Consider the following 25,302-nt stretch of genomic DNA (forward strand, 5'->3'; position numbering starts at 1 on the left):
TCTGCGTCAACGACGCCCCCCCTTTCCGCCGTGTTATGTGCCCGCTCCCCCCCACCCCCGTCCCTCCCCCCTGTCTTCCCTCCCTCCCCCCCCCCCGCCGCCTTGTACCGTCCCTTCCCGGCCAAGCGCAAGGCTTGAACCAGAAAATCCTCGATCTCGCACTAGACTGGCGGGTTGTTTGGCGCTGGACCGGAACAACCTGGGCAGACCCGGGCTCCGCCCGGCGACCCGGAGGCTTCCGGGAACACGACGCGAGGGCCGATGGCAGCCACACCAGAGCACGGTGAAGTCACTCTGCTCGACGACGGGACCGGGCTCGGCGAAGGGCCCGGGGCCGACGCCGGGTACGTCCGGGAGCGGCCCGAGGAGTCCGGCAAATCGGCCCGGTTCTCCGCCGGACCCGCCGCCCCGACGCGCACCCTGGTCGACATCTTCGAGGCCTCCGTACGGGCCCACCCCGACGAGCTCGCCCTCGACGACGGAACCACCCGCCTGACCTACCGGGCGCTCGCCGTCGAGGTGGAGCGCCGGCGCCGGGCCCTCGCGGCCGCCGGAGTGGGGCTCGGCGACCGGGTCGGCGTACGCGTGCCGTCCGGGACCAACGAGCTGTACGCGGGCATCCTGGCCGTCCTCGCGGCCGGAGCCGCCTACGTGCCCGTGGACGCCGAGGACCCGGACGAGCGGGCCGACCTGGTCTTCGGCGAGGCCGGAGTACGCGCCGTGCTGGGCGCCGACCAGCGCATCGAGGCCGCCGCGCCGGGCAAGGGCGCCGAACCCTCCCCGGGGCATGCCGTCCCCGCCGCCCGCCCCGGCCCCGAACACGACGCGTGGATCATCTTCACCTCCGGCTCCACCGGCAAGCCCAAGGGCGTGGCCGTCAGCCACCGCAGCGCCGCCGCCTTCGTGGACGCGGAGGCCGCGCTGTTCCTCACCGAGGAGCCGATCGGCCCCGGCGACCGGGTCATGGCCGGACTGTCCGTGGCCTTCGACGCCTCCTGCGAGGAGATGTGGCTGGCCTGGCGCTACGGCGCCTGCCTCGTGCCCGTGCCCCGCTCCCAGGTCCGCAGCGGCGCCGACCTCGGCCCCTGGCTGGCCGAGCAGGAGATCACCGTGGTCTCCACGGTGCCGACCCTGGCCGCACTGTGGGAGCCCGAGACCCTCAACGAGGTCCGGCTGCTGATCTTCGGCGGCGAGGCCTGCCCGCCCGAGCTCACCCAGCGCCTGGTCACCGAGGGCCGCGAGGTCTGGAACACCTACGGCCCCACCGAGGCCACCGTCGTCGCCTGCGCCTCCCTGCTGACCGGTGAGGAACCGATCCGGATCGGCCTCCCGCTGAACGGCTGGGAACTGGCCGTCGTCGACGAATCCGGCGAACCGGTGCCCATGGGCGGCAGCGGCCAGCTCGTCATCGGCGGCGTCGGCCTGGCCCGCTACCTCGACCCCGAGAAGGACGCCGAGAAGTACGCCCCGCTGGAATCGCTCGGCTGGGAGCGCGCCTACCGAAGCGGCGACCTCGTCCGCGCGGAACCCGAAGGGCTGGTCTTCCTGGGCCGCGGAGACGAGCAGATCAAGCTCGGCGGCCGCCGCATCGAGCTCGGCGAGGTGGACGCCGCCCTCCAGGCCCTGCCCGGCGTCGCCGGCGCGGCCGCCGCCGTCCGCACCGCGCGCAGCGGCAACCAGCTCCTCGTCGGCTACCTGGTCACCCAGGACGGCTGGGACCACGCGGCGGCCGTGACCCGGCTGCGCGCCGAGCTGCCCGCAGCCCTCGTACCGCTGCTCGCACCGGTGGAGGAACTGCCCACCCGCACCTCCGGCAAGGTGGACCGCAACGCACTGCCCTGGCCGCTCCCCGAACTGGAGACCGGCGGCCCCACCGAGCAGCTCTACGGGACCGAGGCCTGGCTCGCCGAGCAGTGGAGCGAGACCCTGGGCGTGGCCGTCACCGGCGCCGCCGACGACTTCTTCGCGATCGGCGGCAACAGCCTCGCCGCCGCCCAGCTCACCACCAGGCTGCGCACCCGCTACCCGAGCGCGGCCGTCCTCGACATCTACCAGCAGCCCACCCTGCGCAAGCTGGCCCGGCACCTGGAGAAGTCCGCCCAGGACGACGGCGCGGTCCGGACCATCGCGCCCGTGCCGCTGCGGACCAAGGTCATCCAGTCCCTGCTGCTGCTCCCGCTGTTCACCCTGATCGGCCTGCGCTGGACGGTGGCGCTGCTCGCCCTGGGCAACGTACTGCACTGGTTCGGGGCCTATCCTTGGGCGCCGGCGGCCTCCTGGTGGCTCGTCGCCGCCGGCGCCGCCCTGCTCTTCAGCCCGCCCGGCCGCCTCGCGATCGCGGCCGGCGGCGCCCGGCTGCTGCTGCGCGGGGTGAAGGCGGGGCGCCACCCGCGCGGCGGAAACGTTCACCTGCGGCTGTGGACGGCCGAGCGGCTCGCCGAGTACTCCGGCGCGACCTCGCTCACCGGCTCCTGGCTGGAGCGCTACGCACGGGCCCTGGGCGCCAAGATCGGTCCCGAAGTGGACCTGCACTCGCTGCCGCCCGTCACGGGCATGCTCAAGCTCGGCCGCGGCTGCGCCGTGGAGTCCGAGGTGGACCTCTCCGGCCACTGGCTGGACGGGGACCGGCTGGAGATCGGCGCCGTGAAGGTCGGCGCGGGCGCCGTGGTCGGCACCCGCAGCATCCTCTTCCCCGGCGCCCGCGTCGGAAAGCGGGCCGAGGTGGCCCCCGGCTCCGCCGTCGTGGGGCAGATCCCGACCGGCCAGCGCTGGGCCGGAGCCCCCGCCGGCAAGCTCGGCAAGGCCAAGCGGAACTGGCCCAAGGAGCGCCCGCCGCGCGGTCTGTTCTGGCGCGCCGCCTACGGGACGGCCGGCTTCTGCCTCACCTCCCTGCCCGTGCTCGCCGCCCTGCCCGCCCTCCTCGTGGCCGGCCGGTTCGTGCCCGCCGACGCCGGACTCGGCCGGGCCCTGGCCGGAGCGCTGCTCGCCGTGGTGCCGGGGGCGCTCGCCTTCGGATTCGCGTACGCCGCCCTGCTCCTGGTCTCCGTACGCCTCCTCAGCCTCGGGCTGCGCACGGGAACCCATCCGACGCACAGCAGGATCGGCTGGCAGGCCTGGACGGTCACCCAGCTGATGGACCTCTCCCGGGAAACCCTCTTCCCCCTGTACGCCGGGCTGATCACACCGGTGTGGCTGCGCCTCCTCGGCATGAAGATCGGCCGGGGCGCCGAGGTGTCCACGGTGCTCGCACTGCCGAGCCTCACCACCGTCGGCGAGGGCGCGTTCCTCGCCGACGACACCCTGACCGCCCCCTACGAGCTGGGCGGCGGCTGGCTGCGGATCGGCCACTCCGAGATCGGCCGCCGGGCCTTCCTCGGCAACTCCGGCATGACCGCGCCGGGCCGCTCCGTGCCGGACGACGGGCTGGTCGGCGTCCTGTCCGCCACCCCGAAGAAGGCCAAGAAGGGCAGCTCCTACCTCGGCCTGCCGCCGGTACGGCTGCCGCGCTCCGCCGCCGACGCCGACCAGAGCCGGACGTACGATCCGCCCGCACGGCTGCTGTGGGCGCGCGGGCTGGTGGAGCTGTGCCGGCTCGTCCCGGTGTTCTGCTCGGCCGCGCTCGGCGTCCTGACCGTGGCGGCGTTCTGCGCGCTGGCCGGGGCGGACGGACCCGGCCCGTGGGGGACCGCGCTGCTGTCCGGGGCGGTCCTGCTCGCCGCCGGGGTGGCCGCGTGCGTGGTCGCCGCGGCCGCGAAGTGGCTGCTGGTGGGCCGCCACCGGGTGGGGGAGCACCCGCTGTGGAGCGGCTTCGTGTGGCGCAACGAACTGGCCGACACCTTCGTCGAGGTCCTGGCCGTGCCGTGGCTGGTCGGCTCGGTGCCCGGTACGCCGGTGCTGTCCCTGTGGCTGCGCGGACTCGGTGCCCGGATCGGCCGGGGCGTGTGGTGCGAAAGCTACTGGCTGCCCGAGACCGACCTGGTCGTCCTGGGCGACGCGGTCAGCGTGAACCGCGGCTGCGTGTTGCAGACGCACCTCTTCCACGACCGGATCTTGAGGACGGATACTGTGGTCCTGCGTGAGGGCGCCACCCTGGGCCCGGGCGGAATCGTCCTGCCCGGGAGCACGGTCGGGGCCCGCAGCACACTGGGTCCCGCCTCCCTCGTGATGGCCGGGGAATCCGTTCCCGCCGACACCCGCTGGCTGGGCAACCCGATCGAGGCGTGGCGGCCCTGACGGGCGGGTCCGACAGGACGGGCCCGGCACCACCAGCACGTCGTACGAGCACAACGCAGGGAGCGGAAGCGGCAGTGAACGGCCAGAAGACAGCGGCATCGGACCCGTACTTTCCGGCCAACGGCGACCCCCGTTACCGCGTGCACCGGTACGAACTCGCTCTGGAGTACCGTCCCGGCCCCAACCGGCTCGCCGGGACGGCCCGGCTCAGCGCGATCGCCGGGCGGGCGCCGCTCACCGAGTTCCACCTCAACCTGGCCGATTTCAAAATAGGCCGGGTCCTGGTGAACGGCCGGGCGCCGCACTACAGCCACCGCGGCGGCAAACTCCGCGTCCGGCCGCCCAAGCCGCTGCCCGCCGGCGCCGCCTTCACCGTGGAGGTGCACTGGGCGGGCAACCCCACCCCGGTGCGCAGCCCCTGGGGCGGACTCGGCTGGGAGGAGCTGACCGACGGCGCGCTGGTGGCCAGCCAGCCGGTCGGCGCGCCGTCCTGGTACCCCTGCAACGACCGGCCCGCGGACAAGGCCTCGTACCAGATCTCGGTCAACACGCCCTCCGCCTACACCGTCGTCGCAGGCGGCCGGCTGCTCACGCGGACGACCCGCGCCTCCACGACCACCTGGGTGTACGAGCAGCCGGCGCCGACGTCCACGTACCTGGTCGGCCTGTCGATCGGCATGTACCAGACGGTGCTGCTCGGCGACCCCGGACTGGGCGGGGTCCAGCAGACCGCCCACGTACCGGCGCACCTGCTGCCCCGGTTCTCCCGCGACTTCGCGCGGCAGCCCGCCATGATGCAGCTGTTCGAGGAGCTGTTCGGCCCCTATCCCTTCGGGGAGTACGCCGTCGTCGTCGCCGACGAGGAGCTGGACGTGCCGGTGGAGGCGCAGGGGCTCTCCCTGTTCGGCGCCAACCACGTGGACGGCGTACGGGGCTCCGAGCGGCTCATCGCCCACGAGCTCGCGCACCAGTGGTTCGGCAACAGCGTGACCATCGCCGACTGGCGGCACATCTGGCTCAACGAGGGTTTCGCGAAGTACGCGGAATGGCTCTGGTCGGAGCGCTCCGGCGGCCGCACCGCGCACGAACTGGCGTCCGCCGCACACCGCTTGCTGTCCGGACAGCCGCAGGACCTCCTGCTGGCCGACCCGGGACGCAAGCTGATGTTCGACGACCGCCTCTACCAGCGCGGCGGGCTGGCCGTGCACGCGATCCGCTGCGCGCTGGGCGACGGCCCGTTCTTCCGCATGCTGCGGGAGTGGGCCACCGTGAACCGCCACGGCGTGGTCACCACGGCCGGGTTCACCGCGCACGTGGCGCGCTTCGCGACCGGACCGCTGGAGGACCTGTTCGCGGCCTGGCTCTCCGCGCCGGCCCTCCCGCCGCTGCCCGCGCCTGCCGGGGCGGTCTAGGCAGGGACGGCCTGGGGCTTCCTAGAGCCATCCCTTCTTCTTGACGAAGACGAAGGTGCCCAGGGACGCGGCGAGGACGGTGCCGAGGAGGGCGGGCAGGGCGAAGAAATTGTCGAAGCCGTACTCGTTGAGGTGCTCGAAGTTGGCGCCCGGGATCGCCGCGAAGGTGGACGGAATGACGAACATCAGCGTCAGCGCCGTCAGCTTGCGGTTCTCGACGGTGGACTTGACCTGATCCTCGGTCAGGGAGTTCAGGCGGTCCATGTCCTTGTTGAAATCGCGGAGTTCGTCGCGGATCTCGTGCAGGACGGCCAGGGCCCGGTCCTGCTCTTCGGCGGTCGCGGTGGTCGTGGCGGTGTTGATGGCGGTGTTGATGGTCATGACGGTGCTTCCTTCTGGAAAGGGGTACGTGGACATGGCTGTACGCGGACACGGCTGTGCGCGCACAGGGCAGAGCGGCCGTGGGGCGCCCTGAGGAAGGGGGGAGTGGAGGAAAGGGGGCCCGGAGCATGGCGGACGAGCCCGCCGCAAGGGCTGGGCGCGGGTTGCCGGAACGGGCCCGAGAAGGGGGCGACGGCTGGGCGGAGAGCGCCGAGGGTCCGTCGGAGGATGGAGAGAGAGCTCTGGTTACGCGGAGGTGCGGCTCAGAGCGCGGCGGAGGACGAGGCGAAGCGGCGCGGCTGGTTCAGTGGACTCGGACTGTGATCCATGGGGCGATCGCCTCCTCTCGGCAGGGCGTAGTTCCTACGCGGTCGCGGCCATCGGCCATCGGGTGGGCGAGCGCAGTGCACTCACGGGCGGCGACACCTCAACGCTAACAGCAGCTCAGGGGCCCAATCCGGGTCCTTGGTCCCTTCGGCAGGGCCGAAGGTCCCGGCGGCCCGGGTGCCGGCGCTCCTCGGCGCCCGCCCCGCACGGCGGACGCCCCGCCCGGCCCGCTGCTCCCGTACCGGATTCCGGTGGGTCGTGCGGGTCGGACGGGGCGTGCGGGGCGGGTGGCCGGGCGGTGGCGGGACTCAGTACCGCAGTGCGGTGCCGAGGGTGGCGCGCACCTCGCCCGAGAGCTTGTGGGTGCTGCGCGCCGTCGCGTCCTTGGACTGTCCGGCGGGTACGTCGGACACGGTGACGACCACCGTGTCCAGCGGATTGCCGGAGGCGTCCTTGTAGTCGACCTGGACGGCGAAGGACTTCGTCGAGCCGTCGGTGTTGTGGGCCGTGACCGTCACCGCCGACAGTCCTTCGCCGTCGGTGCCGACGCTGCCCAGCGTCACCGCGTCCTTGGCGTCGACACCGTCCTTGACCTCGTCCAGCTTCTTCTTCGCGGCCGCGGTGGCCGAGTCGACCGCGTCGGCGGCCTGCGACTGGACCGAGGCGGCGGCCGAGGCCGCCTTCGACACCCCGGCCGAAGCGTTCCCGTCGGAGTCGGAACAGCCGGCCGTCGTGACGAGTACGGCCGCTGCGAGCAGGGTGCCGCAAGCGCCGCGGATCCTGGCGGGGGTCACGGGCACGTGACACCGGCCGAGGCCGCGACGAGGGTCTCGTCGAGCTTTTGGATCTGAGGCTTCAGCTGGGTCAGCGCCTGGGATCCGGTGGTGTCGCCCGGCAGGTTCCCGGCGCCGGACTTGAGGTCGCCGACGGCGGATCCCACCGCCGACTTCTTCGCGGAATTCAGGTCCTTCAGGGAGGAGGAGATCTTGTCCCAGTCGGTCTGGACGGCGTCGACGGCGTCCTTGATCTGGTCCTTCGTCGCGGAAGCCGGGTCCAGTGCCGCCAGCTTGGCCTGGTCCCCCTTCAGGGTGGAGAGGCCGGTGCAGAGCTCCGAGGCGGCCTGGGTCGCCTGCGCCTTGGGGCTCGGGTCGTCCGAGGAGCACGAGGTGAGGAACAGAACCGCGGTGGCGCCCAGGGCCGCGGTGATGGGGAGACGCTTCATGGAAATCCTTCCCAGTTCGGAACGCCCGGGACCGGGGGAGGAGTCCACCGGTCCCGGGCCGCGGAGTCGACTCGGTGTGTGCTCAGGCCGCGAAGACTTCGCGGAGCTGCTGCTCCTGCGTGCCGGAGAGGTTGGAACGGACCAGCTGCGCCTGCCCGCCGGGGAAGGCGCTGCGCACCCGCTCGACCACGGCGTCGGAGGAGAGCAGGAACAGCGCGGAAGTCCCGGGCTTCACCTCGGACTTCACCTCGTCGATGAACTGGTCGTCGATGCCGACGTCGGACAGCGATCCGCCGATGGCCCCGGCCGCCGCACCCACGGCGGCGCCGAGCAGCGGCACGAAGAACAGGAGCCCGAAGAGCATCCCCCAGAAGGTGCCGGAGAGCGCGCCGGCTCCCGTGAGGCTGTTCAGCTGCTGGGTCTTCGGCTTCTTGGCATCTTCGCGCCAGGTGACGACCGCGGCGTCGTGCACCTGTATCAGCTGTTCCTTCTGCAGGGCGAGCAGGGCGGACTCCGCCTGCTGCGCGCCCTCGGGCGTGGGGAACTTCCAGACGGTGAGAGTGGTGGATGCCACGTAATGCTCCAGTTCATGGACGGTGTTGCTTGGCGTCCAGTACAACCCACATTCGGACAATCGACCACAATTGGGATGATTATGACTCTTGGTCACCTGCCGAGCCGTCAGCGTCATTCGCCCGTTCGGCGGTACTCGGCCTCACGGCATGAGGTGGTGGTCGGGGAAGTTGCCCGGCAGGCGTTCGTCCGCCGGGCCCCGGGTCACCGCGCGGACCAGCAGTTCTCCGCCCACGAACGCGCCGCGCCACGAGGCGCCGAAGCCGCCGAAGAGTTCTTCGCGGTCCCCGCGGGAGCGGGGTGCGCCGTGGCCGACCTTGAACGCGCGGATCTGCGGTGCCAGCCGGTCGTAGGTCGCCCTGTCGTCCGTCGACAGGGTGGCGACGAGCGCGCCGTTGGAGGCGTTCATGGCGGCGAGCAGCTCGGCCTCGGTGTCGACCAGGACGATGGTGTCCACCGGGCCGAAGGGCTCGGCGTGGTGCAGAGGTGAGGACGGGGGAGGGCCCAGGAGCGTGACGGGCTGGACGTACGCCGAGGTGTCCTGGCCGGGCAGGAAGCGGGCGTCGGAGAGCCGGCCGCGGTGCAGGGGGACGGCGCCCCGGTCGATCGCCTCGGCCACCTGGTCGTGTAGGTCCTTGGCCTTGGCCGCGTTGATCACCGGGCCGAAGTCCAGCTCCGGGTACGGGTCGTCGGGGTGCTCCACCGCGAGCGGATGCCCGATGCGCAGGGTGCGGGCCGCCGGCAGGTAGGCCGTCAGGAACTCGTCGAACAGGGACCGCTGGACCACGAAGCGCGGGTACGCGGTGCAGCGCTGCTTGCCGTAGTCGAAGAGCTTGGGAATGACCGCCGTCAGGGCGTCCCAGTCGGTGTGGTTCCAGATGCCCCAGGTGTTCAGGCCCTCCTGCTCCAGGATGTGCCGCTTGCCGAGGTCGGCGACGGCCGTGGCCACCGCGGCGCCCGTGTCGCGCCCGCCGACGAAGGAGACGCACCCGATCTCGGGCGCGCGCACGAGCGCCTCCGACAGCTCGCGTCCACTGCCGCTGACGAGGGTGACGGGGATCCCCTCGCGGGCGGCGAGCGCGCAGGCCAGGGTGAGGCAGGCGACGCCGCCGTCCGTCGGAGTCTTGGCGACCACCGCGTTGCCCGCCAGCGCCTGCACGAGCATGGCGTGCACCAGCACGCTCATCGGGTAGTTCCAGCTCGCGATGTTGGACACGGGCCCGTCGAGCGGGGACCGGCCCGCCACCATGGGCTCGATGCCGTCGACGTACCAGCGCACCCCGTCGATGGCCCGGTCGACGTCGGCGAGGGCGAGCCGCCACGGTTTGCCGATCTCCCAGACCAGCAGGAGCGCCAGCAGCTCACGGTGTGCGGCCAGTGCGTCGAGGGTCGCCGCGACGCGCGAGCGGCGCTCCGTGAGGGGTACGTGGCGCCAGGCGCGGTGCTGGTCGAGCGCGGCGCGCACGGCCTGCCGGGCGGTGGCGCCGTCCAGGCGCGGCGGGCCCGCGATGGGGCTGCCGTCGACGGGGCTGGTGGCGGGCAGTGCCAGGCCGTCCGCCTGCCAGGTGGAACCCCAGAGGTTCAGGACGTGGTCGTCCCGGAACGCCTCGGGCGCGACCCGGAGGCAGCGCTGCCATGCCTCGGCCCAGGTCGTACCGGATTTCACGACGAGGTGGGCGGGATTGCGGGTGCTTTCCATTCGGTCTCTCCGCTCTCGGTGCACGGTCGGGGGCGGGGCGCCGACCTCAAGTCTCCTTTCGTTAAAAGTTGTTGCACGCCCCCTGGACATCACCCATGGGATACGGGATAACAATCCTTCATACAGTATTCGTCGACTGTATGCAATGTACAGATGCTGGGAGGCGGGTTCATGACCTGAGTCCATGCAGGGCCGCGAGCGCACGACAAGGCATGAGGGCAGGGGGCGCTGTCCGGATCCTTCGAACGCAAGGGGTGCTCGAACAACATGACAACCACCGACTACGCAACGCCCGCCGCCTACAGGGAGGTGACGGACGCCGGAGGCCGCCTGTACCGCATCGGGGAAACCGACCGCGACATCATGGGGCGCCCGCGCTGGACGATGGTGCTCTTCCCCTGGATGGGCATGCTGGGCATCAGTTCCTCGGAGTACGCGTTCACTTCCGCCGAGGACACGCTGAGCGAGGCCCATCTCTGGTCGAGCGGCCACATCTTCTGGCTGATGGGCGTCTGGGTCTTCTTCCAGGCCGCCGTCGCCTTCCCCGCCGGTCAGCTGCGCGAGAGCGGAAGGCTGCCCGCGCGGTACGCCATGATGCTGGGCGCGCTCGGCACGGTGCTGGGCTATCTCTCCCTCGCGTTCGCGCCGCACGTGATCGTGGCCTACATCGGCTTCGGCATGTTCAGCGGCATCGGGGCCGGTCTGGTCTACGCGACCTGCGTGAACATGGTCGGCAAGTGGTACCCGGAGCGCAAGGGCGGCAAGACCGGCCTGGTCAACGGCGGTTTCGCCTACGGCTCGGTGCCGTTCGTCTTCCTGTTCACCTCGGTCCTGGACCTCCGCAACTACCAGGTGCTCTTCACCTGTGTGGGCTTCGGCCTGTGTGCGCTGGTGGCGACGGCGGGCTGGTTCTTCAAGGACCCGCCCAAGGGCTGGTGGCCCGCCCACGTGGACCCCTTGAAGGTGTCCGAGGACCCGCGGATCCGGCGGGCCCTGGCGGTGAACCCGCCGGCGGCGAAGCAGTACACGCCGCGGGAGGCCGCGCGCACGCCGCTGCTGTGGATGATGTGGTTCTGCCTGCTCTGCACGGCCGGCATCAACATCTTCGGCATCGCGTTCCAGGTGCCCTTCGGCAAGGACATGGGCTTCGCGGGAGGCATCGTCGCCACGGCGATGTCGCTGAAGGCCATCGTGAACGGCACGGGCCGCGGGGTGATCGGGTGGATATCCGACCGCTACGGCAGACGCAACACGCTGATCATCGTCTGCCTGGTGCTGGGGTCGGCCCAGTTCGGAGTGCTGATCTCCGGGTCGATGGGCAGCATGCCGTTCTTCCTGTTCTGCTCGATGGTCTCCGGATTCGGCGGCGGGGCGATCTTCCCGCTCTTCGCCGCCATGACCGCCGACTACTTCGGCGAGAACAACAACGCCTCCAACTACGGGATCGTCTACAGCTCGAAGCTGATCTCGGGCCTGGTGGGCTCCGGCGTGGGCGCGGTGGTGGTCGGCGCGTGGGGCTACGAAGGCGCCTTCGTGATCGCCGGATGCGTCGGACTGATGTCGGCCGTACTGGCGGTGTTCCTCAAGTCCCCCGGCCGGGCCGCGGGATGACCTGAGCGACGGCCCTGACGCCACGGCCGGCGTCAGGGCCGGGCCCGCGACGACACGCAACAACCGGCGACACACAACCGGCGACACGCAGCCGACGGCACACAACCGACGGCGCAGAACCGAGGTGGCGATGATGAAGAAGGCCCTTGAAGGCGTCCGCGTCCTGGACATGACGCACGTGCAGTCCGGCCCCTCCGCAACCCAGATCCTCGCGTGGCTCGGTGCCGACGTGGTCAAGGTCGAGCCCCCGGGCGGGGACATCACCCGGCGCCAGCTGCGCGATCTCCCGGACGTGGACAGCCTCTACTTCACGATGCTCAACGGCAACAAGCGCAGCGTCACCCTCAACACCAAGACCGCGCGCGGGAAGGAGATCCTGACCGAGCTGATCCGCGGCTCCGACGTCATGGTCGAGAACTTCGGGCCGGGCGCGGTCGACCGCATGGGCTTCACCTGGGAGCGCATCCGCCGGATCAACCCGCGCATCGTCTACGCCTCCATCAAGGGCTTCGGCGAAGGCCCGTACACCGACTACAAGGCGTACGAGGTCGTCGCCCAGGCCATGGGCGGCTCCATGTCCACCACCGGGTTCGAGGACGGGCCGCCGCTCGCCACCGGTGCCCAGATCGGCGACTCCGGCACCGGGATGCACGCCGTCGCGGGCATCCTCGCCGCCCTCCTCCAGCGCACGCACACCGGCCGCGGCCAGCGGGTCAACGTGGCCATGCAGCACGCCGTGCTCAATCTCTGCCGGGTGAAGCTGCGCGATCAGCAGCGGCTGGCCCACGGGCCGCTCGCGGAGTTCCCGAACGAGGACTTCGGCGACGAGGTGCCGCGCTCGGGCAATGCGAGCGGGGGCGGGCAGCCGGGGTGGGCGGTCCGGTGTGCGCCGGGCGGGCCGAACGACTACGTGTACGTGATCGTGCAGCCCGCCGGCTGGGAGCCGATCAGCGGGCTCATCGGCAGGCCCGAGCTGTCAGAGGACCCCGAATGGGCCACGCCCGAGGCCCGGTTGCCCAAGCTCGGCAAGATGTTCCAGCTCATCGAGGAGTGGACGAGCACGCTCCCCAAGATGCGGGTGCTGGAGGCGCTCAACGCCCACGGCATTCCCTGCGGGCCGGTCCTGTCCACCAAGGAGATCATCGAGGACGCCTCGCTCATCGCCAACGAGATCGTCGTCGAGGTCGAGCACCCCGAGCGCGGCACCTACGTGACGGTCGGCAGTCCGCTGAAGCTGTCCGACTCCCCGGTGACGGTGGAGCGCTCACCGCTGCTGGGCGAGCACAACGAGGAGGTCTACCTCCGTGAGCTGGGCCTCTCGCCGGAGGAGCTGCCGCTCCTGAAGAGCCAGGGGGTGATCTGACCGGTGGCCGCCCCGCAGGCACCCGACACCGGGACGGTCACCGACCGGCTCGTGGAGTCCAACCGGGCCTACGCCGCCGGGTTCGCCGCCCCCGGAAGGAGCGCCCGACCGGTGCTGGGCGTCGCCGTGGTGTCCTGCATGGACGCCCGGATCGACCTGCACGCCGCCCTGGGCCTGGAACCGGGCGACTGCCACACCCTCCGCAACGCCGGCGGCGTGATCACCGACGATACGATCCGCTCCCTGACGATCAGCCAACGCGCCCTCGGCACCCGCAGCATCGTCCTGATCCACCACACCGGCTGCGGTCTGCAGAGCCTGACCGAGGACTTCCGGCTCGACCTGGAGGCCGAGGTCGGGCAGCGGCCCACCTGGGCCGTCGACGCCTTCCGGGACGTGGACCAGAACGTCCGGCAGTCGATGCGGCGGGTGCGCAGCTCCCCGTTCCTGCCCCGCACCGACGACGTACGGGGCTTCGTCTTCGACGTGGAGACCGGCCTGCTGAGGGAGGTCACCCCGGAGCCGGACGGCACCGCGCACCGCTGAGGCGCCTCAGCCCCGGGCGGCCCGGGCGGCGAGCTGCTTGCGGTAGAAGCCGGTGGTGCGCTCGGTGTGCTTCTGCATGACCTCGCTCGCGCGGTCGCCGTCCCCGGCGGCGATCGCCTTGATGAGCTGGGCGTGCTCGTTCCAGGCCTCCTTGCCGCGGGGCTGCGCGATGGGGGCGTAGTACCAGCGCACCTTCTGGCTCACCACCGAGATCAGCTCGGCGAGCACGGTGTTGCCGCCCATCGAGGTGATCGCGGTGTGCAGCGCGGTGTTGGCCGCGACCAGGCGGGCGACATCGCCCTGGGCGAGCGCTTCGACCCCCTCCCGCTGCAGTTCGCGCAGTCCCTCCACGTCCTCGGGCTTCGCGTTCTCGGCGGCGAGCCGGGCCGAGTAGGTCTCCAGCACGGCGCGGACGCTGAGGAGCTGGACGGCCTCCTCGTCGGTGGGGGAGTGGACGAAGGCGCCCTGGGCGGGGCGGAGGTCGACCCAGCCGTCGGTCTGCAGTCGTTGCAGGGCCTCGCGGACCGGCTGGCGGCTGACGCCCAGGTACTCGGCGAGTTCCGCCTCGACGAGGTGCTGGCCGGGCTTGAGGGAGCCGCTGACGATCAGCTCGGTCAGGGCCTCGTAGACGGCCTGGCGCAGCGGTGCCGGGCGGGTGACCCGCAGGGAGGCGGCGGCCGTGAGTGCCTCGCGCATGATTGCCCCGTTCCGCCACCGGGTCCGTGGGGCCGACGGCTCTGTCGAGTGGAGGCCGTCGGGAGGATGGCCGGCGGCGGCCCGAGCATACAGGTTTTGGTATGCAAAATGGCGGGCGGGGGGAGGGAGGGAACGGTGCTCGATGTCGACTGAACACTGTATACAGAAGTCTGTATGGGGTATCGTCTCAGTCCCCTGCACGCATCGCTATCGGCTCTTGGGGGAGCGATCATGACGACCAGCGGGAGTGACGTGACAGTCGAGAACGTGGTCCGAGGAGTGGCGGCCCGCCATCGGGGCGAGCGGGGTGCGCTGCTTCCCGTACTGCACGCGGTCCAGGCCGAGTTGGGGTACGTACCGCAAGAGGCGATCCCGGTGCTCGCCGACGAGTTCAACCTCTCCCGCGCGGACGTCCACGGAGTCGTGACCTTCTACCACGACTTCCGCCGCGAGCCCGCCGGACGCACCGTGGTGCGGATCTGCCGCGCAGAGGCCTGCCAGGCCCTGGGCGCACAGGAGTTGGTGGACTACGCCCGCGCGGCCGGACTGTCCCTCGGGCAGACGGCCCCGGACGGCTCGGTGACGGTGGAACAGGTCTTCTGCCTCGGCAACTGCGCCCTGGGGCCCGCGCTGGAAGTGAACGGACGGCTGCACGGAAGGGTCGGGTCGGCCGAACTGGGCGCACTCCTCGAAGGAGCGGCCGCCTCGTGAACGCACACCCGGTGAAGGTCTACGTTCCCCGCGACTCGGCGGCCAGGTCCGTCGGCGCCGACGCGGTCGCGGAAGCCCTGCAACAGGCCGCGGCCCGGGGCGACATCGGCATCGAGCTGGTGCGCAACGGATCGCGCGGCATGCTCTGGCTGGAGCCGCTGGTCGAGGTGGTGACCCCGCGGGGCCGGGTCGGGTACGGGCCGGTGACCCCGGCGGACGTGCCGGGCCTCCTCGCCGCCGGCCTGCTCGACGGCGCCGAACACCCCCTGCGGCTCGGCATCGTGGACGAACTGCCCTGGCTGGCCCGCCAGACGCGCGTCACCTTCGCCAGGATCGGCGTCACCGACCCCCTGTCGGCGGCGGACTACCTGGAACACGGCGGCCTCGTGGGGCTGCGCGCGGCCCTGGAACGCGATCCCGCCGACGTGGTCGCGGAGGTCACCGACTCGGGGCTGCGCGGCCGCGGCGGCGCAGGCTTCCCGGCCGGCATCAAGTGGAAGACCGTACTCGGCTGCGCCGACGAGCTGAAGTTCGTCTGCTGCAACGCCGACGAGGGCGACAGCGGCACCTTCGCCGACCGCATGGTCATGGAGGGCGACCCGTTCATGCTCATCGAGGGCATGACCATCGCCGCCCACGCCGTGGGGGCCACCGAGGGCTACCTCTACATCCGCTCGGAATACCCCGAAGCCGTGGCCACGATGCGCGCGGCGATCGTCATCGCCCGCGAGCAGGGCTGGCTCGGCAAGGCCGTCCTCGGCTCCGCGCTCGACTTCGACCTGCACGTGCGCGTCGGAGCCGGTGCGTACATCTGCGGCGAGGAGACCTCCATGCTCGAAAGCCTGGAGGGCAAGCGGGGCACGGTCCGCCCGAAGCCGCCGATCCCCGCGATCGAGGGACTGTTCGGCCGGCCGACCGTGGTCAACAACGTCCTCACGCTGGCCACCGTCCCCGTCGTCCTCGCGGCCGGGGCCGCGGCCTACCAGGCCCTGGGCGTCGAACGCTCCCGCGGCACCCAGGTGTTCCAGCTCGGCGGCAACATCGCGCACGGCGGCATCGTGGAGACCGCCTTCGGCGTCACCCTGCGCGAGCTGGTCGAGGACTACGGCGGCGGCACGTACTCCGGACGCCCGGTGCGCACCGTGCAGGTCGGGGGCCCGCTCGGCGCCTACCTGCCGACGTCGATGTTCGACCTGCCGATGGACTACGAGGCCTTCGCCGCGGCCGGGGCGATGGTCGGCCACGGCGGTCTCGTCGTCTTCGACGACCGCGTGGACATGGCCGCCCAGGCACGCTTCGCGATGGAGTTCTGCGCCGAGGAGTCCTGCGGCAAGTGCACCCCCTGCCGGGTCGGTTCGGTGCGCGGCGTCGAGGTGATCGACAAGATCATCGCCGGTGAGCACCGCGACGAGAACCTGGCCCTCCTCGACGACCTGTGCGACCTGATGACCGAGGGCTCGCTGTGCGCGATGGGCGGGCTGACCCCGCTGCCCGTGCGCAGCGCCCTCGCGCACTTCCCCGACGACTTCCTCGGAGGCCGCCGGAGCCTGGAGATCCACCCCGTACGACCGACCGGCGCCAGGTCTGCCACCACGACGGAGGAACGGGCATGACACTGCTCAAGGAACCCGACTACGGAACCCCGCAGCGGCCCGGCGGGGCAACGGTCTCGGTGGAGGTCGACGGGATGCCGGTGAGCGTCCCGGAGGGCACGTCGGTGATGCGGGCCGCCGCGCAGGCCGGCATCGACATCCCCAAACTGTGCGCCACCGACAGTCTGGAGCCCTTCGGCTCCTGCCGGCTGTGCGTGGTGGAGATCGACGGCCGCCGGGGCACCCCGGCCTCCTGCACCACACCGGTGGCGGAGGGGATGCGGGTGAGCACGCAGACCCCGAAGGTGGAGAAGCTGCGCCAGGGCGTCATGGAGCTCTACATCTCCGACCATCCGCTGGACTGCCTGACCTGCCCGGCCAACGGCGACTGCGAGCTGCAGGACATGGCCGGCGTGGTCGGCCTGCGGCAAGTGCGCTACGGCTACGAGGGGGAGAACCACCTCGACGCCGAGAAGGACACCTCGAACCCGTACTTCGACTTCGACCCCTCCAAGTGCATCACCTGCTCCCGCTGCGTACGGGCCTGCGGCGAGGTGCAGGGCACCTTCGCGCTGACCATCGAGGGGCGCGGGTTCGCGTCCAAGGTCTCGGCGGGCGCGGGCGAGACCTTCATGGACTCCGAGTGCGTCTCCTGCGGAGCCTGCGTGCAGGCCTGCCCGACGTCCACGCTCCAGGAGAAGTCCGTCGTCGAACTCGGCATGCCGACCAGGTCGGTGATCACCACCTGCGCCTACTGCGGCGTCGGCTGCTCCTTCAAGGCCGAACTCCGCGGGGACCAGGTGGTGCGGATGGTGCCCCACAAGGACGGGGGCGCGAACGAGGGCCACTCCTGCGTGAAGGGCCGCTTCGCCTTCGGCTACGCCTCGCACCCCGACCGGATCCTGAGGCCCATGGTCCGCGAGCGGATCACCGATCCGTGGCGCGAGGTCGAGTGGGACGAGGCGATCGGCACGGTCGCGCGCGGGATGCGCGAGCTCCAGGAGCGGTACGGGCCCAGCTCGATCGGAGCCATCTCCTCCTCGCGCTGCACCAACGAAGAGGTCTACGTCGTACAGAAGATGGTGCGCGCGGCCTTCGGCAACAACAACATCGACACCTGCGCCCGGGTCTGCCACTCCCCGACGGGATACGGACTGAAGCAGACCTTCGGGGAGTCGGCCGGCACCCAGGACTTCCGGTCGGTGGCCGAGGCCGACGTGATCATGGTGATCGGGGCCAACCCCACCGACGGGCACCCGGTGTTCGCCTCCCGGATGAAGCGCCGGCTGCGGGAGGGAGCCGAGCTCATCGTGGTCGACCCCCGCCGCATCGACCTGGTCCGCTCGCCGCACATCCAGGCGGCGCACCACCTCCAGCTCAAGCCGAGCACGAACGTGGCGGTCGTCAACGCGATGGCGCACGTGGTGGTCACCGAGGGCCTGGCCGACCTCGCCTTCGTGGCCCAGCGGTGCGAGGGCTTCGCCGAGTGGGCCGAGTTCGTCGCCCGCCCCGAGCACAGCCCCGAGGCGACCGAGGAGATCAGCGGCGTACCGTCCGCGGAACTGCGGGCCGCCGCCCGGCTGTACGCGGCCGCCCCCAACGGGGCCATCTACTACGGCCTCGGCGTCACCGAGCACAGCCAGGGCTCGACCATGGTGATGGGCATGGCCAACCTCGCCATGGCCTGCGGCAACATCGGCCGCGACGGGGTCGGCGTGAACCCGCTGCGCGGCCAGAACAACGTGCAGGGCTCCTGCGACATGGGCTCCTTCCCGCACGAACTGCCCGGCTACCGGCACGTGTCCGACGACGCCGTGCGCGAGGTCTTCGAGAAGCTCTGGGGCGGCACGATCCTGTCCGAGCCGGGACTGCGGATCCCCAACATGTTCGACGCCGCGATCGACGGGACCTTCCGCGGCCTGTTCGTCCACGGAGAGGACATCGCCCAGTCCGACCCGAACCTGGGGCACGTCACGGCCGCCCTGGAGGCCATGGAACTGGTCGTCGTACAGGACCTGTTCCTCAACGAGACGGCCAAGTTCGCGCACGTCTTCCTGCCGGGGGCCTCGTTCCTGGAGAAGGACGGCACCTTCACCAACGCCGAGCGCCGGATCAACCGGGTGCGCGCGGTGATGAAGCCGAAGACGGGCAAGCACGAGTGGCAGATCATCAGCGAGATCGCCACCGCCATGGGCTACCCCATGTCCTACGAGCACCCGGCGCGGATCATGGACGAGATCGCCGCCGTCACCCCGACCTTCACCGGCGTCTCCTTCGAGGTCCTCGACAAGCTCGGCAGCGTCCAGTGGCCGTGCAACGAGTCGGCGCCGGAGGGCACGCGGGTCATGCACGTCGACGAGTTCGTCCGCGGCAAGGGCAGGTTCGCCGTCACCGCGTACGTGCCGACGAACGAGCGCAGCACCCGCCGCTTCCCGCTGGTCCTGACCACGGGACGGATCCTCAGCCAGTACAACGTCGGGGCGCAGACCCGCCGGACCGGCAACGTCGCCTGGCATCCCGAGGACGTGCTCGAACTGCACCCGCACGACGCCGAGACCCGCGGCATCAGGCACGGCGACCTGGTGACCCTGGCCAGCCGGGTCGGGCGCACGACGCTGCACGCGGAAATCTCCGACCGGATGCCGGCCGGCGTGGTCTACACCACCTTCCACCACCCCGTGACGGGAGCCAACGTGGTGACCACGGAGAACTCGGACTGGGCCACCAACTGCCCGGAGTACAAGGTGACCGCCGTACAGGTCGGCCTGGTCCATCCGCTCCCGCAGGACGCGGGGGTAAACTGAGATGGCCGGCACGGTGCCGCCCGAGTCCAGGATGGCCAACGACATCGCCGCCCACCACGGCCACCTCACGCCCGGAGCGGCGGCCGAGGCCATCGCGGGACACCTGGGCCTGTTCTGGGACCCGCGCATGCGCACCCGGCTGTACGCGCACGTCGACGCCGGCGGGGACGGGCTCCACCCGCTGGTGGTCGCCGCGGTGGGACTGATGCGCTGACGGCCGCCTCCGCCGCCGGTACCCTTGGCCGCCCCGTGGCACCCAGCAAGGAGTCGCTCATGCTCTTCCGGCAGCTCGAGTACTTCGTGGCGGTGGCCAGGGAGCGGCACTTCGCGCGGGCGGCGGAGTCCTGCTACGTATCGCAGCCCGCGCTCTCGGCGGCGATCGCCAAGCTGGAACGGGAGCTGAACGTCACGCTCATCAACCGGGGCCACAACTACCAGGGCCTGACCCCGGAGGGCGAACGGCTCGTCGTGTGGGCCAAGCGGATCCTCGCCGAGCAGGACGCCTTCAAGGCCGAGGTGGCCGCCGTCCAGTCGGGCATCACCGGGACGCTCCGGCTGGGCACGGACCCCACGGCCTCGACCACCCTCGCGCTCCCCGTGGCCGCCTTCTGCGCGGCGCACCCGCTGGCCAAGGTGCAGGTCCGCTCCCGCCTGTCGACGAAGGAACTGCACCGCCAGCTGCGGGAGTTCGAGCTGGACGTGGCGATCGCCCACTTCGACCCCGGCGACCAGGAGGGCCTGCAGGTCGTCCCCCTGTACCAGGAGCGGTACATGCTGCTGATCTCCGCCGACCAGCTCACGCCGCAGAGCGCCTCCACCATGACCTGGGCGGAGGCCGCGCAGCTGCCGCTCGCCCTGCTGACCCCCGACATGCGGATCCGGCAGATCATCGACCGCGTCTTCGCGGAGAAGGGGCTCGTCGTGAGCCCGCAGGTGGAAACGGACTCGATCGCCTCCCTCCACGCGCACGTGGGGGGAGGCGGCTGGGCGAGCATCGTGCCCCACGCCTGGCTGAGCGCGATGCCGGTGATCGGCAGGACACGGGCCCTGCCCCTGGTCGAGCCGGAGGCCGGTACGCAGATCTCGGTGGCCATCCACGCGGCGACCCCCGGTTCGGTCGCCGCCCGGGCCTTCGTCGACGCGGCGAAGGGGCTGGCGCTCGACGAGTTCTTCGACCGGGCCCGGCCGGACGGGCCCCGCGTGAGGTGAACGGGACCGCCGGCCGCCTCAGCGCGCGTACCGGGCCTCCACCGCCTGCCGGTCGAGCGCACCCTTGGCGGTGTGCGGCAGCTCGGCCACGAGATCGAGCCGGTCGGGCACCTCGAAGGGCGCGAGCCGGTCGCGGGAGTACCGCAGGATCTGCTCCGGCCCGACGTCCTCCCCCTCGCGCACGACCACCGCGGCCCCGACCCGCTGCCCGTAGACCGGGTCGGGGACGGCGAACACGGCCACCTCGCCGACGCCGGGACATCCGGCGATGATGTCCTCCACGTGCTCGGGCGAGATCTTCTCGCCCCCGCGGTTGATGAGGTTCTTGATGCGTCCGGTCAGCGACAGGTACCCGTCCTTGTCCAGCGACCCCAGGTCACCGGTGCGCAGCCACCCCTCCACGAAACTCCGGGCCGTCTCCGCGGGGTTGCCGAGGTAGCCCCGGGTGACGGTCGGACCGTGCACCCACACCTCCCCCTGGGTGCCGGCCGGGCAGGGACGCCCGTGCGCGTCGACGATCCGCAGCTCCACGCCGGAGGACCGGCCGACCGACCCGTGCTTCAGGGGGCCGCGCGCCGGCAACGGCTCGCTGGCGGCCTGGTGCGTGGACTCGGTCATGCCGTACGCGGACAGCAGGGGCGCGCCGAAGGTGCGCTCCAGCGCCCGCTGCGTGGCGGTGTTCAGGGGCGCGCTGCAACTGCGGATGAACTTCAGCCGTGGCGCCCGCGGCCCCGGGAACTCGGTCTCGGCCCGGTTCAGCAGCACCTCGTGGATGGTGGGGACCGCGGTGAACCAGGTGGCGTCGACCGCCCGGATGTCGTCCCAGAAGGTGCGCGCCGAGAACCGTCCCCGGGCGGGCAGCAGCACCCGCCCGCCGCCGGCCAGGGAGGCCAGGAGCGAAGCGAACAGCCCGTGGCCGTGGAAGAGCGGCATCACCGCGACCGTGCCGTCCCCGGGCCCCAGCTCGTACGTGGCGCAGATGCCCCGTACGGAAGCGGCCACGTTGGCGTGGGTCAGCGGGACCATCTTGGCGCCGGCCGTGGTGCCCGCGGTGAACAGCACCAGGGCGTCCCGGTCCGAGAGACCGCCGGCCGCGCCGCCCGCGCGGCGCACCGGCGGGGTCCCGGTGTCCAGGGACACCGTCGCCGTCCCGGCGCGGGAGGCGCTCACCCGCAGCGGCCACGTCGGTACGCCGGTCCGGGCGGCCGGCCGGGCGCCGGCCGCGGCCGGGCCGAGCAGGACGGCCCGTGCGCCGAGGGCCTCGAGCCGGGCGGTCAGCTGTGATCCGGGCAGGGCCGGGTCGAGCGGAGCGACCACCAGCCCGGCCCGCGCGGCGCCGAGCAGGGCCACGACGAACTCGGCGCTGTTGGCGCAGAGCAGTCCGATCGCATCGCCGCGCCGCAGGCCGGCGGAGCCGAGCCGGGCTGCCACGTCTGCGGCCAGGGCCGAGAGGGCGCCGTAGGACACGTCCACCCGGTCCCCGGTGACGACAAGCGCCCGGGCGTGCGGACGCGTCCGCACGTGCAGGTCGAGCAGATCGGCCAGCCCCGTGATCGAGGGCGGCCGGTACTCGTCCTGGTGCTCGCCCCCGTCGCACACGGATGTCTTCGCCGGAACGGCCATGACCCCACCTCCCACGCCACGTCTGATGAAGCAGTCCCCAGCGAGCCTGCGGCCGGGGGAGGTGCGCGTCCAATACGCAACGGCGAACGCGCGATAACGGCTGCCTATCAAGGGAGTCGGAGGCCGTGTCCGGGGCCTCGCGGCAGCCGTCGATAGACGCCGTTTATCAGCTGGTCGCCGATGCGTCTTGGACGCGGGGAGCCCAGGTCAGGAAGGTGGAGGAGCAGCCGCACCGCAGGACCCGTCCAAGGAGGACCTCGGATCATGACCGCCCCCTCGACTCCGGAGACAGCGGCGACCGCCGACGTCCCGACCGAGCTCACCGACGGCTACCACCTGGTCGTCGACGCGCTCAAGTTGAACGACGTGGACACCATCTACGGGGTGGTCGGCATCCCGATCACCGACCTGGCCCGCCTCGCCCAGGCGCAGGGCATCCGCTACATCGGATTCCGCCACGAGAGCAACGCGGGACATGCGGCGGCGGCGGCCGGCTACCTCACCAAGAAGCCCGGCGTGGCCCTGACGGTGTCCGCACCCGGATTCCTCAACGGGCTCGTCGCGCTGGCGAACGCCACCACCAACTGCTTCCCGATGGTCCAGATCTCCGGCTCCAGCGAGCGCCACCTCGTCGACCTCAAACAGGGCGACTACGAGGAGATGGACCAACTCGCCGCGGCGCAGCCGTTCGTCAAGGCCGCCTACCGCGTGAGCCGGGTCGAGGACATCGGCCGCGGCATCGCCCGCGCACTGCGCACCGCGATCTCCGGACGTCCCGGCGGCGTGTACCTGGACATCCCGGCCGCGGTGCTCGGCTCCATCATGGACGCCGGGGCCGGCGCCGCCACGCTGAGCCGCCTCGTCGACCCCGCGCCGCGCCAGCTGCCCGCACCCGAGGCGGTGGACCGGGCGATCGAGCTGCTGGCGGGGGCGCGGCGGCCGTTGATCGTGCTGGGCAAGGGGGCCGCGTACGCCCGGGCGGACGCCAGGATCCGCGAGTTCGTCGAGACCACGGGCATTCCGTACGTACCGATGTCGATGGCCAAGGGCCTGCTGCCCGACGACCACCCGCAGTCGGCGGCCACCGCCCGTTCCCTGGCGCTGAAGAAGGCCGACGTCGTCGTCCTCGTCGGCGCCCGCCTGAACTGGCTCCTGGCACACGGTGAGGCACCCCAGTGGAACCCGGAGGCGAAGTTCATCCAGGTGGACATCGAGCCCCGGGAACTGGACAGCAACCAGCCCATCGCCGCCCCGCTCGTCGGAGACGTCGAGTCCGTGCTCGAAGCGATCGCGGAGCGCACCAAGCCCGGCCAGATCAGCGCCCCCGCCGCCTGGCGGGAGGAACTGGCGGCCCGCTCGGCGCAGAACGTCGCCAAGATGGCGGAACGCCTGGCGGCCGACCCGCACCCGATGCAGTTCATGGGCGCCCTCAGGGCCGTGCGCGACGTCCTGCGCGAGCGCCCGGAGACGTACCTCGTCAACGAGGGCGCCAACACCCTGGACATCGCGCGCAACGTGATCGACATGCACGTTCCGAGGCACCGCCTCGACAGCGGCACCTGGGGCGTCATGGGCATCGGCATGGGGTACGCGATCGCCGCCGCGGTCGAGAGCGGTGCACCGGTCGTGGCCGTGGAGGGCGACAGCGCCTTCGGGTTCAGCGGCATGGAGCTGGAGACGATCTGCCGCTACGGGCTGCCCGTCGTGACCGTGGTCATGAACAACGGCGGGGTCTACCGGGGCGACGACGTCAACCCGCTCGGCGGGGCCCCCTCCCCGACGACGCTGATGCTCTCCGCACGGCACGACCTGATGATCGAGGCCTTCGGCGGCAAGGGCTACCGCGCGACCACCCCCGCCGAGGTCGCCGCCGCCCTCACCGAGGCCCTGGTCTCCGGCGGGCCGGCGCTCATCGACTGCGCCATCGACCCCTCGGCCGGCACCGAGAGCGGCCACATCGCCCACCTCAACCCCAAGGGCATCACCGTCGGCAACATCGCGCCGGCGAAGAAGTAACCGCCCCTCCACGAGAAGGAATCGAACATGACTGAACTGCCGCTCGCCGGAATCAAGGTGATCGACTTCACCGGGGTCCAGGCCGGCCCCGCCTGCACCCAGATGCTCGCCTGGTTCGGCGCCGACGTCATCAAGGTCGAGCGCATCGACGGCGGCGACGTGACCCGCCGTCAGCTCCGGGACATCCCCGACCTCGACGCCCTCTACTTCACCATGCTGAACAGCAACAAGCGTTCGCTGGCCATCAACACCAAGTCGCCCGAGGGCAAGGAGGTCATGGAGAAGATGATCCGCGAGGCGGACATCCTCGTCGAGAACTTCGCACCGGGCGCGATGGACCGCATGGGCCTCGGCTGGGACCGGATCCACGCGCTCAACCCGCGGCTCATCTTCGGTTCCGTCAAGGGCTTCAACGACGACTCGAAGTGGAACGACCTCAAGGTCTACGAGAACGTGGCCCAGGCCGCCGGCGGCGCCGCGTCCACCACCGGCTTCTGGGACGGCCCGCCCACCATCAGCGGCTCCGCCCTCGGCGACAGCAACAGCGGCATGCACCTGCTGATCGGCCTGCTCACCGCGATCATCCAGCGCAACGCGACGGGCCTCGGCCAGAAGGTGTCGGTGTCCATGCAGGACGCCGTGCTCAACCTGACCCGGGTCAAGCTCCGCGACCAGCAGCGCCTGGAGAAGACCGGCTACCTGGAGGAGTACCCGCAGTACCCGAACGGCGAGTTCGGCGACGCGGTTCCCCGCGGCGGCAACGCCGGAGGCGGCGGCCAGCCGGGCTGGATCTTGAAGTGCAAGGGCTGGGAGAACGACCCCAACGCCTACATCTACTTCACGATCCAGGAACAGAACTGGGCGCGCACCTGCCAGGCCATAGGCAAGCCCGAGTGGACCCAGGACCCGCAGTACACCACCGCCACGGCCCGCCAGCCGCACATCATGGACATCTTCGGCGAGATCGAGAAGTGGCTGGCGGACAAGACCAAGTACGAGGCGGTCGACATCCTGCGCACCTTCGAGGTGCCCTGCGCACCCGTGCTCAGCATGAAGGAGCTCGCCGCCGACCCCGACATGCGCAAGAGCGGCACGATCGTCGAGGTCGAGCAGAAGGAGCGCGGCACCTACCTGACGGTGGGCAGCCCGATCAAGTTCTCCGGCTTCACGCCCGAGATCGAGGGCGCGCCGCTGCTCGGCGAGCACACCGACGAGGTGCTCGCCGACCTCGGCTACGACGCGGACGCCATCCGCAGGCTCCACGAGGGCCGGGTCGTCGCCTGA

General features: G+C 71.5%; 19 protein-coding genes. 12 read left to right on the top strand and 7 right to left on the bottom strand.

Annotation, left to right across the window (positions count from 1 at the left end; translation table 11 throughout):
- Positions 1-261: 261 nt before the first annotated feature.
- Together ACFRU2_RS05570 and ACFRU2_RS05575 are read left to right on the top strand one after the other, a co-directional pair.
- Positions 262-4,233, top strand: coding sequence for a Pls/PosA family non-ribosomal peptide synthetase (locus ACFRU2_RS05570; protein WP_382967951.1), 3,972 nt, complete (start codon positions 262-264; stop codon positions 4,231-4,233).
- A gap of 74 nt (positions 4,234-4,307) precedes the next feature.
- The gene (locus ACFRU2_RS05575) at positions 4,308-5,645 is read left to right on the top strand and encodes a M1 family metallopeptidase (protein WP_382967954.1); all 1,338 of its coding nucleotides are present in this window, start codon (positions 4,308-4,310) and stop codon (positions 5,643-5,645) included.
- A 21-nt stretch (positions 5,646-5,666) separates the two neighbouring features.
- Here ACFRU2_RS05575 and ACFRU2_RS05580 read toward each other — a convergent pair whose 3' ends face one another.
- From ACFRU2_RS05580 to ACFRU2_RS05600, 5 genes are all read right to left on the bottom strand, one after another.
- Positions 5,667-6,026 carry a hypothetical protein gene (locus ACFRU2_RS05580; protein ID WP_382967956.1) on the bottom strand — a complete coding sequence of 120 codons (360 nt, stop codon included), beginning with the start codon at positions 6,024-6,026 and terminating at the stop codon, positions 5,667-5,669.
- A 635-nt stretch (positions 6,027-6,661) separates the two neighbouring features.
- Positions 6,662-7,147: an FxLYD domain-containing protein gene (locus tag ACFRU2_RS05585; protein WP_382967959.1), complete on the bottom strand. Its 486-nt coding sequence runs from the start codon at positions 7,145-7,147 to the stop codon at positions 6,662-6,664.
- Positions 7,144-7,575, bottom strand: coding sequence for a hypothetical protein (locus ACFRU2_RS05590; RefSeq protein ID WP_382967961.1), 432 nt, complete (start codon positions 7,573-7,575; stop codon positions 7,144-7,146). Before ACFRU2_RS05590 ends, ACFRU2_RS05585 begins: the two co-directional genes overlap by 4 nt.
- Positions 7,576-7,657: 82 nt before the next feature.
- Positions 7,658-8,149, bottom strand: coding sequence for a DUF1269 domain-containing protein (locus ACFRU2_RS05595; RefSeq protein ID WP_382967963.1), 492 nt, complete (start codon positions 8,147-8,149; stop codon positions 7,658-7,660).
- Positions 8,150-8,290: 141 nt separating this feature from the next.
- Positions 8,291-9,847 carry an aldehyde dehydrogenase family protein gene (locus tag ACFRU2_RS05600; RefSeq protein WP_382967966.1) on the bottom strand — a complete coding sequence of 519 codons (1,557 nt, stop codon included), beginning with the start codon at positions 9,845-9,847 and terminating at the stop codon, positions 8,291-8,293.
- Positions 9,848-10,114: 267 nt separating this feature from the next.
- On the opposite strand from ACFRU2_RS05600, the gene ACFRU2_RS05605 reads away from it, so the two are divergent.
- The 3 genes from ACFRU2_RS05605 to ACFRU2_RS05615 all read left to right on the top strand — a co-directional run bounded on the left by ACFRU2_RS05605 (position 10,115) and on the right by ACFRU2_RS05615 (position 13,367).
- The gene (locus ACFRU2_RS05605) at positions 10,115-11,458 is read left to right on the top strand and encodes an OFA family MFS transporter (protein WP_382967967.1); all 1,344 of its coding nucleotides are present in this window, start codon (positions 10,115-10,117) and stop codon (positions 11,456-11,458) included.
- Between the two features lie 130 nt (positions 11,459-11,588).
- Positions 11,589-12,821 carry a formyl-CoA transferase gene (gene frc / locus ACFRU2_RS05610; protein WP_382967970.1) on the top strand — a complete coding sequence of 411 codons (1,233 nt, stop codon included), beginning with the start codon at positions 11,589-11,591 and terminating at the stop codon, positions 12,819-12,821.
- Positions 12,822-12,824: 3 nt separating this feature from the next.
- Positions 12,825-13,367, top strand: a complete 543-nt coding sequence (locus ACFRU2_RS05615; RefSeq protein ID WP_382967972.1) for a beta-class carbonic anhydrase — start codon at positions 12,825-12,827, stop codon at positions 13,365-13,367.
- A 6-nt stretch (positions 13,368-13,373) separates the two neighbouring features.
- Here the strand turns inward: ACFRU2_RS05615 and ACFRU2_RS05620 are convergent, their stop codons facing one another.
- Positions 13,374-14,063 (bottom strand): GntR family transcriptional regulator, encoded by a 690-nt coding sequence (locus ACFRU2_RS05620; RefSeq protein WP_382967974.1) that lies wholly within the window; start codon positions 14,061-14,063, stop codon positions 13,374-13,376.
- A gap of 231 nt (positions 14,064-14,294) precedes the next feature.
- On the opposite strand from ACFRU2_RS05620, the gene ACFRU2_RS05625 reads away from it, so the two are divergent.
- Genes ACFRU2_RS05625 through ACFRU2_RS05645 form a run of 5 tightly spaced genes read left to right on the top strand, consistent with a single transcriptional unit; the run spans position 14,295 to position 20,379 of the window.
- Positions 14,295-14,774, top strand: a complete 480-nt coding sequence (locus tag ACFRU2_RS05625) for an NAD(P)H-dependent oxidoreductase subunit E (protein ID WP_382967977.1) — start codon at positions 14,295-14,297, stop codon at positions 14,772-14,774.
- Positions 14,771-16,387, top strand: coding sequence for a formate dehydrogenase beta subunit (locus ACFRU2_RS05630; protein ID WP_382967980.1), 1,617 nt, complete (start codon positions 14,771-14,773; stop codon positions 16,385-16,387). Before ACFRU2_RS05625 ends, ACFRU2_RS05630 begins: the two co-directional genes overlap by 4 nt.
- Positions 16,384-19,170 (top strand): formate dehydrogenase subunit alpha, encoded by a 2,787-nt coding sequence (gene fdhF, locus ACFRU2_RS05635; protein ID WP_382967983.1) that lies wholly within the window; start codon positions 16,384-16,386, stop codon positions 19,168-19,170. Before ACFRU2_RS05630 ends, fdhF begins: the two co-directional genes overlap by 4 nt.
- Position 19,171: 1 nt before the next feature.
- A complete protein-coding gene (locus tag ACFRU2_RS05640) occupies positions 19,172-19,384 on the top strand; it encodes a formate dehydrogenase subunit delta (RefSeq protein ID WP_382967986.1) in 213 nt (70 codons plus the stop codon).
- 59 nt (positions 19,385-19,443) lie between these two features.
- A complete protein-coding gene (locus ACFRU2_RS05645; protein WP_382969557.1) occupies positions 19,444-20,379 on the top strand; it encodes a LysR family transcriptional regulator in 936 nt (311 codons plus the stop codon).
- An 18-nt stretch (positions 20,380-20,397) separates the two neighbouring features.
- On the opposite strand, the gene ACFRU2_RS05650 is transcribed toward ACFRU2_RS05645, so the two are convergent.
- Positions 20,398-22,002, bottom strand: a complete 1,605-nt coding sequence (locus ACFRU2_RS05650) for a FadD7 family fatty acid--CoA ligase (protein ID WP_382967989.1) — start codon at positions 22,000-22,002, stop codon at positions 20,398-20,400.
- 264 nt (positions 22,003-22,266) lie between these two features.
- Between ACFRU2_RS05650 and oxc the strand changes: the two genes are divergently transcribed.
- Both oxc and frc (ACFRU2_RS05660) read left to right on the top strand, forming a co-directional pair.
- Positions 22,267-24,018 carry an oxalyl-CoA decarboxylase gene (gene oxc, locus ACFRU2_RS05655; protein WP_382967992.1) on the top strand — a complete coding sequence of 584 codons (1,752 nt, stop codon included), beginning with the start codon at positions 22,267-22,269 and terminating at the stop codon, positions 24,016-24,018.
- A gap of 27 nt (positions 24,019-24,045) precedes the next feature.
- On the top strand, positions 24,046-25,302 hold the full coding sequence (gene frc / locus ACFRU2_RS05660) for a formyl-CoA transferase (protein WP_382967994.1): 1,257 nt from the start codon (positions 24,046-24,048) through the stop codon (positions 25,300-25,302).

The organism is Streptomyces sp. NPDC056883, assembly GCF_042788835.1.
In the GTDB taxonomy this organism is placed as follows: domain Bacteria; phylum Actinomycetota; class Actinomycetes; order Streptomycetales; family Streptomycetaceae; genus Streptomyces; species Streptomyces stoeckheimensis.